Genomic DNA, 11,519 nt, shown 5'->3' on the forward strand with positions numbered 1-11,519 from the left:
GAGCGCGCGAGGAACGATGAACACGGCCGAGGACCGGAGCATCCCGCGTCGCGCGCCGGGCCTGCGGGCGCTGGCGCCCCCGCGCAGTGCCAAGCCGGTCATGAGTTTCCGGGGCCGGGATGTCTCCTGGGTGCTGCCGGCCGTGCTGCTGGCGGTCATCGCGCTCGGTGACTGGAACTCCTCCGGGGAGTTCCGGATCGTCACCTGGATCGTGCTGGTACCGGGCATCGCGGCGGCCATGTGCGGCCCGGTGGTCACCGCCCTGTTCGCGCTGGCGGCGGCGGTCGGCTACCCCTGGCTCGACAACGCCTGGCCGCATCCCGACCAGATGGGCCCGATGGACCACGCGCTGGTCATCGTCGGCGGCCTGGTCGCCGTTCTGGTGTCCTGGCTGCGCATCCGCGCCCAGCACCACCTGCTCCGGGTGGAGAGCGCGGCGGACGCGACCCGCCAGGTGGTGCTGCGGCCGATCCCGCCCGGAACCGGTGGTCTCGACGTGGCCGGCGTCTACCTCGCCGCGGACACCGAGGCCCGGGTGGGCGGCGACTTCTTCGAGGTGCTGGCCACCCCCTACGGCGCCCGCGCGCTGCTCGGCGATGTGCAGGGCAAGGGCATCGGCGCGGTCTCGGCGGCCTCGGCGCTGGTCGGCACCTTCCGGGAGGCGGGCTACCACGAGCCGCGGCTGGCGACCGTGGCCGAGCGCCTGGAGAGCCGGATGGTCCGCAGCAACGACTACTCGGCCGCGATGGGCCGCCCCGACGACCGTTTCGCCACCGCCGTCCTGGTGGGCTTCCCGCCGCCCCGGGACGGTCTCACCCCGGACTGGATCGAGCTGGTCAACCTCGGCCACGAAGGTCCGCTGGCCATCGGACCCGACGGCGTGCGGGTGCTCCCCGAGGGCGTCCACCCTCCGCTGGGCCTGGGCGGGCTGGTCGGCGGAGCCCCGCAGGCGATGCGGGTGCCGTTCGGCAGGGCCAACAGCCTGCTGCTGTTCACGGACGGGGTGAGCGAGGCCAGGGACCGGCAGGGAGCGTTCCTGCCGGTCCTCGCCCGGCTGTCCGGGACCGAGGCCGTGCGCGATCGGCTCGGCGTCACCGAACTGGTGGCGCTGGTCGAGCGGATGGTCCTGGACCACACCCGCGGCCGGCTCTGCGACGACACCGCGATCCTGGCACTGCGGCGGCTGCCGGGCCGGTAGCCGCCGGGCCCGCGCGATCACGGCCCCTGTTCAGGCGGTCGGCTTGCGCTTCAGCTTCGCCCACACCGTCTCCAGGGCCGCGATGTCCTCCTCGTCCAGCAGGTCGTCGAAGACCTCGGCCAGGGCCTCGCGGCGGGTGGCGTTCGCGGCGGCGAAGGCCGCGCGGCCCTCGGCGGTCAGCGCGATGCGGATCGAGCGGGCGTCGTTGGGCGCGGCGCTGCGCTCGACCAGGCCGCGGCTCTGGAGGGAGTCCACCACCCGGGAGACCTGGCTGCGGCTGAGCAGCGTCTTGGCGCCGAGATCGGAGGCCGCGACGGGTTCACACTGGCCGTTCAGCCAGAGCATCACCTCGAACCAGGACAGCGGCAGGTCGTGGGCACGGAGCAGCGCCCGGTCGACCCGTGCGCTGAGCGTGGTCCCGGCCCAGACCAGGCCGTAGAAAGCGTGGTCGCGGGCGGCTAGTTCTCCGAGAGTCAGGTCGGCGCGAGTCATGGACCGATTCTAGCGTTCAGTTGTGTGCACGCACACACACGTGTAACTATGTGTGTGCACGCACACGGATCTCCAGAATGAGGCTTCCCATGACTCCTCCCGCCGGCACACGGACCGTCCTCATCACCGGCACGTCCTCGGGCATCGGGCTGGCCGCCGCCGTCGCGGCCGCCCGGGCGGGCTGGCACACGGTCGCCACCATGCGCGATCCGGGCAGGGCCGACGCACTGCTCGCGGCCGCCGCCGAGGCGGGCGTCACCGAGCGGATCCAGGTCAAGCGCCTGGACGTGGTGGACCCCGAGAGCATCGCCGCCTGCCTGTCCGAGGTCATCGCCGAGCACGGCCGCCTGGACGCGCTGGTCAACAACGCCGGCGCCGGGAAGGTCGGCACCATCGAGCAGAGCGGCATGCAGGACGTCCGGGACACCATGGAGGTGAACTTCTTCGGCACGGTGGCCACCACCCGCGCCGCCCTCCCCCACCTGCGGGCCGCCGGAGGCCGGGTCATCACCGTCACCAGCGTCGGCGGAGTGGTCGGCCAGCCGTTCAACGAGGCCTACTGTGCGGCCAAGTTCGCCGTCGAGGGCTTCATGGAGTCGCTCGCGCCGGTCGCGGCGAGTGTCGGGGTGAGCGTCACCGTGGTCGAACCGGGCGCGGTGGCAAGCGAGTTCGTCGCCAGTCAGCAGCTGGACATCCCCGCACTGCTGACCGCGGTCGGCCCCTACGCCCCGGCCCTTCGGGCCTACATCGACCGCACGCTGAAGTCCTTCGGCGACGCCCAGTCCCCGGCCGGGGCCGCCGAGTCCGTCATCGCCGCCCTCGACGCGGACCGCCCCGCCTTCCGGATCCAGACCTCCGACCGGGCCCGCACCTTCGCCGCCACCAAGCTCTCCGACCTCGACGGCTCCGCCGTCCTCGCCCTCACCGGTGACTGGGTCCGCTGACTCCTCCCCCGGACCACCGACCGCTCCCCGAAGAGCCGACCGCCCCGCCCTCCCAGCAGAGACGAGTACCGACCATGTCCGAGACCACCACCGACGTCACCCTCGACCGGCTCCGCGCCGCCCTCACCGAGGGCTCCTTCGAACACCGCGCGCTCACCGTGGTGCACCGCTGGTACACCGGCTACGAGACCGAGCAGCACAACCTCGGCCACCACGGCGAGCTGGTCACCGAGGACTTCGCCCTGCGCCGCCCGGCCGAGAGCGGCCTGCCCGATGTGCGGGGACGCCAGGCCTACCTGGACGGCCTCGCCACCGCCTACCCGGGCCAGCGCAACGCCCACCACCTGCGTGGCGTCACCGTCGAGCACACCGGCGGGCACACCGCCCGGGCCCAGGTCACCCACGACTTCGAGACCTTCGGTCCGAGCCTGAACGGCGCCGCTCACCTGCGCTACGACCTCGAGCTGGTGCGGGACCCGGCCGAGTGGCTGCCGCGGATCAGCGCCCTCACCGAGCGGGTCCTCGGCCACCGTGAGGCGCCGTTCGCCGACGCCTACGCCGAGAACCGGGTGCTCGCCTTCGTCCACTACTGGTGCTCGCTGCTGGAGCAGGTCACCGAGAACGCCGAGCCGCTGCGCGAGCTCCTGGCCGACGACCTCGCCATGACCCTCTCGGACGGCCGGGTCCTGCACACCTTCGACGAGGTCTCGGCCTGGTACGCGGGCGCCGGCGCACTGGTCGACATCAGCGTCCACCATCTGATCGACCCCGTCATCACCCCCGGGGCGGACGGCATCCACCGGTTCACCACCGACTTCGGCTGGGTGGGCATCGGCCGCACCGGCCAGCCGATGACCGCCCGCACCCGCCATGAGTGGACCCTGGTCGAGACCGGCGAGCGCTACCTGCGCCTGCGGAGCTTCGCCGTCACCGCGCTGGACCCCTTCACCCCGGTCACGGCCGAGCGGGCGCTCGCCTACCACGACGCCCACCGGGCGCGCTGACCGCCTCCCCGGTCAGCGGGCGCCGGCCGCGATGCTCCCCAGCCTCAGGCCCCCGTCGCCGGCGGAGTCCTCGAAGAACAGCCCGCGGTCGTTGCCGAGCTGTTCGCGCAGCACGGCCAGCGCCCGCATGCTGCGCGACTTCACCAGCGAGGGGCTGACCGAGAGGATCTCGGCGGTCGTCTCCACGCTGTGGTCCTCCCAGTAGCGCAGCAGCAGGATCGCCCGGTCACGCGGGGCCAGCCGCCCGAGCGCGTCCAGCAGCGTCAGCCGTACGGCGGTGGGGTCGCTGTCGGCGGCCCGGTCCGGCAGCAGGTCGACGGCGATCTCGCTGCTGCTGCGCAGCCGGCGGTGGTCCAGGAGGGTGTTCAGCAGCACCTTGCGGGCGTAGTGGAACGGGTCCTCGGGGCCCTTGCGGCCGATCCGGTTCCAGGCGACGTACATCTTGGTGAGCGTGCTCTGAGTGAGGTCCTGGGCCAGATGCCAGTCACGGCACATCAGGTAGGCGATCTGCCGCAACCGCACCACGTTGGCCTCGGCGAAGGCAGTGAACTCGGACTCACCGCGCATGAGTTGTCCCCCCGATCTGGCCGGCTCACCGGCCTGGAAACGATATAGGCGCTGCGGCCCCCGGTGGCTTCGGGGACCGCAGCGCGGCCGGTCGGTCGCCGGACCGGATACGTCCGGCCCGGCACTACGAGAAGGTGGGCAGGTTCGGGAACCTGGCCTCGCCCGCCTGGACCACGGCCCGGTCCAGGAGCGGACCCAGGGCCGGGTTCCCGGCGATCGCGGCCGCCTGTTCGTCCGTCAGCACCCGCACTCCGGGCCGGTTGCCGCCGTCCTGGTACGCCAGGCAGGTCCCGAGATCGAGTTGTACCCCGGTACCGTCGCCGTGATCCGCCGTCACCACCGTGCTCTGTACGCAGTTGTCCGCCAGGTGGTCGATCCGCACGGTGCGGCCGGACGTGTCCGTCAGGCACTGCTGCGCTGCCCCGTCGCAGGTCAGCGCCCTCCCCCCGGCGTAGACGCTCAGCCGGATCATCCCGGTTCCGGCCGCCGTGGTCAGATATGTCTGCACCTCGCCCTCCGCCGGGTTCCCCCCGTAGTGACCGGTCTCACCGGCCGGCAGCAGCCGCAGCAGCTGCTCCAGCAGACCGGCGGGTGTGGCGGGGACCTTGAATCCGCCGGCGGCACCGGCCGGGGACTCGCTCGGGCCGGAGAACGGTGCGCCGGTCGCCCCGGCCTTCGGGACGGTGTCCGCCGGAACCGCCGGGGTGGGCGAGGCCCCCGGGGCGGTGGCGGCGCCGGACGGCCGTGCCGTGGCCGGGGCGGCCCCGGCCACGCCCAGCGCCACCGGCGCACCCCGGCCCGCCGGCTCCCGGTTCACCACCATGCCGCACAGCCCGGCCAGCACGGCGACCGCGGCGACCGACCCCGCGACGGCGGTCCACCTCCGCAGCCGCCGGGTACGCCGCCCGGCCCGGGCAGCCTCCTCGACCAGCCCGCCCAGCGCGGGCGGCGTCGGTTCGAGCGACAGCTCTCCGCTCAGCATCTGACGGAAATCGTCCATCTCACTCCCCAGTCGCGTCCTCCGACCCTCTGGTCGGGCAGCCCAGCCGACCCGCTCGGCTACGGGCCCCGGCCTTATGGACGGGTCAGGCGGCCGCTTCGGTCGCACCCGGGCCGCGGTTCTCTTCCCGGTGTCCGAGCCGGACGTCTGCCGCGCCGGCGCCGGCTGGGTGCCGCTTCACCTCCGATCGGGTACGCACGGCCCAGTACAGCAGCGCCAGCAGACTGATCCCCGCACCCAGTGCGCAGACCGCCGGCCAGCCGGCCGCCGCGTAGACGGTGGTGGAGGTCACTGCGCCGAGGCCGCTGCCGATCGAGTAGCAGACCATGTAGGCGCCGATCAGCCGGCCCACGGCCGCCGGGCGGATGCCCTGGATCAGGGTCTGGCTGGTGACGTGCACCGCCTGCACGGCGAGGTCGAGCAGGACGGCGCCGACTGCCAGGGCCCAGAGCGAGCGCCGGATGAGGGCGATCGGCAGCCAGGAGAGAGTGAGCAGGCCGAGCGCGCCGCCGGTGACCCACCGCGCATGGCCCCGATCGGTCCACCGTCCCGCGGGTACGGCGGCCAGCGCGCCCGCCGCACCGACCAGCCCGAAGGCGCCGATCCCGGTGTGCGGGAGGGAGAGCGGAGCTTCGCTCAGCGGCAGGGCGACGCTGCTCCACAGCGTGCTGAAGGCCGCGAAGATCAGCAGGGCGAGCACCGCCCGCCGCCTGAACGGCCGCTCCCGGCGGTACAGCGCCACCGTGGAGAGCAGCGACCTCCCGTACGAGAGCCCCGCTTCCGCATCCGGACGGCGCGGCGGCACCCGGTGCAGGACGCCCGCCAGCAGCAGGGTGAGCACGGCCGAGACCAGGTAGACCGACCGCCAGCCCGCGAGGTCGGCCAGGGCTCCGGACAGCGCGCGGGCCAGCAGGATGCCTGGTGACCACACCACTGGTCACCAGGCCGGTGATCCGCCCCTGTTCGCCGGGCCTGGCGGCCGAGGCCGCAAAGGCGACCATGCTCTGCACCACCACCCCGAGGCCCTCTTCCCCGTCGTGGTGGCACTGTGCCAGTGGGGAGGCGCACTTCTTCGAACCGGACGAGCCCTTCTCCGAGTTGACGGACCGCCGGGACGGTCTGCCCCTGGCCCCGCTGGAGATCCGCTCCACCGACAGCCGGCTGCTCACGCCCGCCGACACGGCGGTCCGCGAGCTGCCGGTCGCCGAGGACTGACGAGCACCGCCCGCCCCTGGGCACTCACGGCACGATCCGTCGCACCAGGCCCGCAGGGCGGGGCGGCGGCCGCTCAGACCGTGAACCAGCGCTCGACCGCCGCCCGCAGGGCGGCCAGCTCGGCCGCCTCCGGGCGCATGGAGCCGCAGGTCCAGGCCACATAGCCGTCGGGACGGATCAGCAGGCCGGTGAGGCCGACCGGGCCACCCTGTGCGACGACGGGGTCGACGGCGTTCTGACTTTCCGCCAGCACTGCCGCCAGCGAGTGGTCTTCGGTCAGGTCTATCAGCAACGGCCGGGCGCTCCTAGCGAGTTCGGCGAGACGGACCTTCCCCTCCTTCGTGGTCAGCTCCAACTCCGGTGCGAAGTAGCCGACCGCGGGATGGGGATCGGTCACGCCCATCTCGTAGCGCACGTCGGTGCCCGCGGTGAGGTCGGCGAGGTGCCGGACGACCTCCTTGCGCGCGAGCAGCTCGGTGAAGAGTTCGCGCAGCGCGGTGGTGTCGCTCCCCGGCGCGGTGAGCGCGGACTGCGCCTCGGCGTTGAGCACCATACGGCGGGCGGCCTGGCGGCGCTCGGTGTCGTAGCTGTCGAGCAGGCCGGGCGGGGCGGTGTCGCGCAGCGCGGCGGCGAGCTTCCAGCCGAGGTTGGCGGCGTCCTGCAGGCCGAGGTTCAGCCCGGGGCCTCCTCCGGAGGCGTAGACGTGGGCGGCGTCGCCGACCAGGAAGATCCGGCGGTCGCGGAACCGTTCGGCGACCCGGGTGTTGCCGCCGGCCAGCCGCCGCAGCACATGCGGGCCCGTTCCGTCCGGCGGGCCGAGCGGCAGGTCGACGCCGAGGACCCGGCGGATACTTGACTCCATCTCGGCCAGGGTCATCGGCTCGTCCGTCGCGGGCTGGTCCCACTCGGTGGTGCTGACCAGCGGCGGCAGGCCGGGGAACGGCGCGTAGGAGAAGCCGCCCCGGTCGGTGCGGTGGGGCAGGAAGGGCAGGACCGGCCCGTAGCCGGGGACGGTGAGGGCGCCGTTGACCGGGTCGACCCAGTCGGCGGGGACGGTGGCGTGGGCGCTGCGGTTGGTACGGCGGTCATAGCCGACCCCGGGGAACCCGATCCCCGAGAGCTTGCGGATCACGCTGTGCGCGCCGTCCGCGCCGACCACGTAGCGGGCGCGGAGCCGTTGCTCACCGTCGGGGCCGGTGACGTCGAGGGTGACGGCGTCCTCGTCCTGGGCCACCGCGCCGACCCGGTGCCCGCGCCGCAGGTCGACGCCGAGCGCGCGGGCCCGCTCCTCCAGGACCTGGACGATGCGGTGCTGCGGGGCGGCCAGGGCGAAGACCGGGCTGGCGTCCAGCAGGCCGAGGTCCAGACCCATGGCGGCGAACATGAAGTAGGCGGAGTTCGGCTGCGGGGGCTCCGGGCTGCCGCTGAGCGGCTCGTACAGGCCGCGGTGGTCGGCCAATCGCACCACCTGGCCGAGCAGGCCGTTGGCCTTGGGTTCGGTGCTGGGCCGCGGGAGTTGCTCCAGTACGATCGGGCGGATACCGGCCAGGCTCAGTTCACAGGCCAGCATCAGCCCGTTCGGGCCGCCTCCCACGATGATCACATCGGCTGTCACGGTCACGTCTCCTTGGTGCGAACGGGAAAGGGTGGCACCGGAAGCGAGTTGGCCGCCGCTCCTCGCTACGGGACGGGCAGGCCGGCGGCGAGCTGCTCGAAGACCTGGGCCAGGATCGCGCCGAGCGGCTCGGGTTCACCGGCGCGCAGACTGTGCTCGACGGCCACTCCGCTGCCGGCCGCGACCACGGCCGCGACCAGCTTCGGGTAGACGTCGCGTTCGGCGTCGGTGCCGGTGCGCCGCGCGACGGCCTCGGCCAACTGTCGCTGGGCGGCGGCGTTGGCCTTGACGATCTCACCGGCCAGCGCGGGTTCGGCCAGCATCAGTCGCACCCCCTCGCGCCAACGCCGGTTCTCCGGCGCCGAGTTGTCCATCCCGGAGTTCTCCGAACCGGCGAACCGGCCCAGGACGGCGTGGAGCAGCGAGTCCCAGAGCGGCTCACCGGCCGGGCGGGCGAGCAGGTCCTCGGCCACCAGGAACATCCGCTCCAGGTGGCTGGCTGCGATCGCCTCGGCCTTGCCGGCGAAGTAGTTGCGGAAGGTGCGGACGGAGACATTGGCCTCGGCGGCGATCTGATCGACCGTCACACTGTCCCAGCCGTGCAGGACGCAGAGCCGGATCGCCGCCTGGCTCAGCGCGACCCGGGTCTCCCGCTTCTTGCGCTCGCGGAGTCCGGGCTGTCCGGTGGTACGGGTCTCGCCTGCGGGTGCCATGCGAGTAGCGTAGGCAAAATATTGCCGTCACGGCAAGATTTCCGGATCGGCAAGTTTTTGAAGGACCGTCCATCAGGCCGCGCTACCGCGACACTGACAGCCCATCCGGCCGGACGCCGGCAGAGGCGACGACGGCGACGGCGACGGCGACGGCAGAAGCGACGAAGGCGGCGACGGCGACGGCAGAAGCGACGAAGGCGGAGGAAACATGGGCGGCAGGCATCACCCACCCCCGTCGAACGGCGGGCCACTCCGCCAATTCCCGCGCAGGTCCGATCAGTTGAGCAGCCGAGCGCCATGTCATGAGCCCGCCAGTCGGCGGGTACTGACTGAAGATCAACTTAGCTTAAAGTAAATGCACAGTTAACTCTCAGATCTTCCCCCGAAGGACCACATCTTGTTCCGCCATCAGCCCCGACGCCTCCGCCGCCTCACCGGGACGGTGCTGGCCGGTGCCGCCATCTTCGGCGCGATACCCGCCGCCGCCACCCCCGCCTTCGCGGATGACGCCCCGTCGGCCGCGGCCGGTTCGGCCACCCCGCACCTGGACGCCGTCGAATCGACGCTGCGCCAGGTCTCGCCCGGCCTGGAGGGTTCGGTCTGGCAGCGCACCAGCGGCAACGCACTCGACGCGCCGGCCGGGAACCCTGGCGGCTGGCTGCTGCAGACCCCGGGCTGCTGGGGCGACGCCAACTGCGCCGACCGGCCCGGGACACGGGCGCTGCTGGCCAAGATGACCGAGAACATCGCCGGGGCGACCCGTACGGTCGACATCTCCAGCCTCGCGCCGTTCCCGAACGGCGCCTTCCAGGACGCCATCGTCGCCGGCCTGAAGGCCTCGGCGGCGGCCGGGAACAAGCTGCAGGTGCGCATCCTGGTCGGGGCCGCGCCGCTGTACAACATCAACGTCCTGCCGACCTCCTACCGCGACGAGCTGGTCCGCAAGCTCGGCAGCGCCGCGCCGAACATCACCCTGACGGTGGCCTCGATGACCACCGCCAAGACCGCCTTCTCCTGGAACCACTCCAAGCTGCTGGTGGTCGACGGCCGCAGCGTGGTCACCGGCGGCATCAACGGCTGGAAGGACGACTACATCGACACCACCCACCCGGTGTCCGACGTCGACCTCGCGCTCACCGGCCCGGCCGCCACCTCGGCCGGCCGCTACCTGGACACCCTGTGGAGCTGGACCTGCCAGAACACCGGTGTGTTCTCGGCCGCCTGGTTCGCCTCCACCAACGGCGCCGCCTGCATGCCGACCATGGAGCAGGACCGCAACCCGGACGTCGCACCGGCCACCGGCAGCACCCCGGTGATCGCGGTCGGCGGCCTGGGCGTCGGCATCCGCGACAAGGACCCGCTCTCCACCTACCAGCCCGGCCCGCAGGCCTCCGGCGACACCACCTGCGGCCCGATCAACCTGCACGACAACACCAACGGCGACCGCGACTACGAGACCGTCAACCCGGAGGAGAACGCGCTGCGGGCGCTGATCGGCAGTGCCGGCAGCCACATCGAGATCTCCCAGCAGGACGTGAACGGCACCTGCCCGCCGCTCCCCCGCTACGACGTCCGCCTCTACGACACCCTCGCCGCCAAGCTGGCCGCCGGGGTCAAGGTCCGCATCGTGGTCAGCGACCCGGCCAACCGGGGCGCGGTCGGCAGCGGCGGCTACTCGCAGATCAAGTCCCTGTCGGAGATCAGCGACACCCTGCTGGCCCGGCTCGGCAAGCTGAACGGCGGCGACGCCGGAGCGGCGCGGACCACCATGTGCCAGAACCTCCAGCTGGCCTCGTTCCGCGCCGCGCCGACCGCCACCTGGGCCGACGGCAAGCCCTTCGCGCTGCACCACAAGCTGGTCTCGGTCGACGGCTCCGCCTTCTTCATCGGCTCCAAGAACCTGTACCCGGCCTGGCTGCAGGACTTCGGCTACATCGTCGAGGACAAGACCGCCGCGGCCCAGCTGGACGCCGGGCTGCTCAGCCCCGAGTGGAAGTACTCCCAGGACGCCGCCACGGTGGACTACACCAAGGGCCTCTGCAACGGCTGACCCAGTCGCTCGGGGGAGCCGCGGGCAGTGCGCGGTTCCCCCGAGCACCGGTCAGAGACTCGAACCCGTCGGCTCCCCCGGCGTGGATCCGCTCCGAATATTCGAAAACGCATTCCAGCCGGAAACTGCGGAGAAGATTTCCATGCGCAGCAGTTTTACCGGACCACCATTGCGGTAGGCACGTGGCGACGCAATGTCCGTACCGCGGGGGCCATCGAATGCCCGTTCACCACGGTGCCACCCGCGGCGGTTGCGAAGCGAACTCCCAGTTCGACATTCGAATTAAGGGGAACCCGTGATTTCGAGGACGAAGAGGGCCGCGCGTTCCGTGGCCGTGGCGTTGGCCGCAGCCGCCGCGTTCACCATGACCGTGCCGACCGGCAACGCCTACGCCATCGACCACGTCGCCTGCCGCGGCGGGGAGAACTTCCTGAAGATCTGGTCGCACAACGGCGGCTCACAGAGCGTGGACTGCTACGCAAACCGCGGGAGGACCGACTTCGGCGGATGGTGGGTCGACAAGATCTCCACCGGAAACAACGACCTGATCTACTACGACGACAACGGCGATTCGGTGAAGATCGAACGGTGGCACGAGATCACCTTCCCGAACCGTCCGCCGAAGGTCAACGCCATCGAAATCCTGTGACGAGCCGTCGGCCGATTTCCCGGGGTGGCCATTTCCACTGACCGTCCATTCCCGGATGCCGCCGCCTCCCGA

12 protein-coding genes are annotated in these 11,519 nt (G+C 72.2%); 6 read left to right on the forward strand and 6 right to left on the reverse strand.

All coding sequences use genetic code 11. The features are described from left to right. Positions 1-16 precede the first annotated feature (16 nt). Complete coding sequence (locus tag ACSMTC_RS02415; RefSeq protein WP_436557948.1) at positions 17-1,198, forward strand: PP2C family protein-serine/threonine phosphatase; 1,182 nt, start codon at positions 17-19, stop codon at positions 1,196-1,198. Between the two features lie 30 nt (positions 1,199-1,228). On the opposite strand, the gene ACSMTC_RS02420 is transcribed toward ACSMTC_RS02415, so the two are convergent. After that, positions 1,229-1,690 (reverse strand): MarR family winged helix-turn-helix transcriptional regulator, encoded by a 462-nt coding sequence (locus ACSMTC_RS02420; RefSeq protein ID WP_436557949.1) that lies wholly within the window; start codon positions 1,688-1,690, stop codon positions 1,229-1,231. An 89-nt stretch (positions 1,691-1,779) separates the two neighbouring features. Here ACSMTC_RS02420 and ACSMTC_RS02425 point away from each other — a divergent pair, with 89 nt between their 5' ends. Both ACSMTC_RS02425 and ACSMTC_RS02430 read left to right on the forward strand, forming a co-directional pair. Continuing rightward, positions 1,780-2,634 carry an SDR family NAD(P)-dependent oxidoreductase gene (locus tag ACSMTC_RS02425; protein ID WP_436557950.1) on the forward strand — a complete coding sequence of 285 codons (855 nt, stop codon included), beginning with the start codon at positions 1,780-1,782 and terminating at the stop codon, positions 2,632-2,634. 74 nt (positions 2,635-2,708) lie between these two features. Beyond that, positions 2,709-3,638 carry a hypothetical protein gene (locus tag ACSMTC_RS02430; protein ID WP_436557951.1) on the forward strand — a complete coding sequence of 310 codons (930 nt, stop codon included), beginning with the start codon at positions 2,709-2,711 and terminating at the stop codon, positions 3,636-3,638. A gap of 12 nt (positions 3,639-3,650) precedes the next feature. On the opposite strand, the gene ACSMTC_RS02435 is transcribed toward ACSMTC_RS02430, so the two are convergent. The 3 genes from ACSMTC_RS02435 to ACSMTC_RS02445 all read right to left on the reverse strand — a co-directional run bounded on the left by ACSMTC_RS02435 (position 3,651) and on the right by ACSMTC_RS02445 (position 6,136). After that, complete coding sequence (locus tag ACSMTC_RS02435; protein ID WP_436557952.1) at positions 3,651-4,205, reverse strand: SigE family RNA polymerase sigma factor; 555 nt, start codon at positions 4,203-4,205, stop codon at positions 3,651-3,653. A gap of 124 nt (positions 4,206-4,329) precedes the next feature. Next, positions 4,330-5,205 carry a hypothetical protein gene (locus tag ACSMTC_RS02440; RefSeq protein ID WP_436557953.1) on the reverse strand — a complete coding sequence of 292 codons (876 nt, stop codon included), beginning with the start codon at positions 5,203-5,205 and terminating at the stop codon, positions 4,330-4,332. Between the two features lie 85 nt (positions 5,206-5,290). Beyond that, positions 5,291-6,136 carry an MFS transporter gene (locus ACSMTC_RS02445; RefSeq protein WP_436557954.1) on the reverse strand — a complete coding sequence of 282 codons (846 nt, stop codon included), beginning with the start codon at positions 6,134-6,136 and terminating at the stop codon, positions 5,291-5,293. Between ACSMTC_RS02445 and ACSMTC_RS02450 the strand changes: the two genes are divergently transcribed. Then, a complete protein-coding gene (locus tag ACSMTC_RS02450; RefSeq protein ID WP_436557955.1) occupies positions 6,127-6,420 on the forward strand; it encodes a hypothetical protein in 294 nt (97 codons plus the stop codon). The genes ACSMTC_RS02445 and ACSMTC_RS02450 overlap by 10 nt on opposite strands. A gap of 73 nt (positions 6,421-6,493) precedes the next feature. Here the strand turns inward: ACSMTC_RS02450 and ACSMTC_RS02455 are convergent, their stop codons facing one another. Together ACSMTC_RS02455 and ACSMTC_RS02460 are read right to left on the reverse strand one after the other, a co-directional pair. Next, positions 6,494-8,035 (reverse strand): FAD-dependent monooxygenase, encoded by a 1,542-nt coding sequence (locus ACSMTC_RS02455; RefSeq protein WP_436557956.1) that lies wholly within the window; start codon positions 8,033-8,035, stop codon positions 6,494-6,496. A 65-nt stretch (positions 8,036-8,100) separates the two neighbouring features. Next, entirely contained in the window at positions 8,101-8,748 is a 648-nt protein-coding gene (locus ACSMTC_RS02460; RefSeq protein ID WP_436557957.1) for an acyl-CoA-like ligand-binding transcription factor, read from the reverse strand. Positions 8,749-9,145: 397 nt separating this feature from the next. Here ACSMTC_RS02460 and ACSMTC_RS02465 point away from each other — a divergent pair, with 397 nt between their 5' ends. Both ACSMTC_RS02465 and ACSMTC_RS02470 read left to right on the forward strand, forming a co-directional pair. Beyond that, entirely contained in the window at positions 9,146-10,798 is a 1,653-nt protein-coding gene (locus ACSMTC_RS02465; RefSeq protein ID WP_436557958.1) for a phospholipase D-like domain-containing protein, read from the forward strand. Positions 10,799-11,093: 295 nt separating this feature from the next. Further along, the gene (locus ACSMTC_RS02470) at positions 11,094-11,447 is read left to right on the forward strand and encodes a beta/gamma crystallin domain-containing protein (protein ID WP_436557959.1); all 354 of its coding nucleotides are present in this window, start codon (positions 11,094-11,096) and stop codon (positions 11,445-11,447) included. The last annotated feature ends 72 nt before the right edge of the window (positions 11,448-11,519 follow it).

The organism is Kitasatospora sp. HPM-01-4, from assembly GCF_051374625.1.
Taxonomy (GTDB): Bacteria; Actinomycetota; Actinomycetes; order Streptomycetales; family Streptomycetaceae; genus Kitasatospora.

Coding starts and splice junctions, on each gene's coding strand:
- ACSMTC_RS02425 (WP_436557950.1), top strand. CDS start 1,780: ATGACTCCTCCCGCCGGCACACGGACCGTCCTCATCACCGGCACGTCC.
- ACSMTC_RS02420 (WP_436557949.1), bottom strand. CDS start 1,690: ATGACTCGCGCCGACCTGACTCTCGGAGAACTAGCCGCCCGCGACCAC.
- ACSMTC_RS02430 (WP_436557951.1), top strand. CDS start 2,709: ATGTCCGAGACCACCACCGACGTCACCCTCGACCGGCTCCGCGCCGCC.
- ACSMTC_RS02440 (WP_436557953.1), bottom strand. CDS start 5,205: ATGGACGATTTCCGTCAGATGCTGAGCGGAGAGCTGTCGCTCGAACCG.
- ACSMTC_RS02415 (WP_436557948.1), top strand. CDS start 17: ATGAACACGGCCGAGGACCGGAGCATCCCGCGTCGCGCGCCGGGCCTG.
- ACSMTC_RS02435 (WP_436557952.1), bottom strand. CDS start 4,205: ATGCGCGGTGAGTCCGAGTTCACTGCCTTCGCCGAGGCCAACGTGGTG.
- ACSMTC_RS02460 (WP_436557957.1), bottom strand. CDS start 8,748: ATGGCACCCGCAGGCGAGACCCGTACCACCGGACAGCCCGGACTCCGC.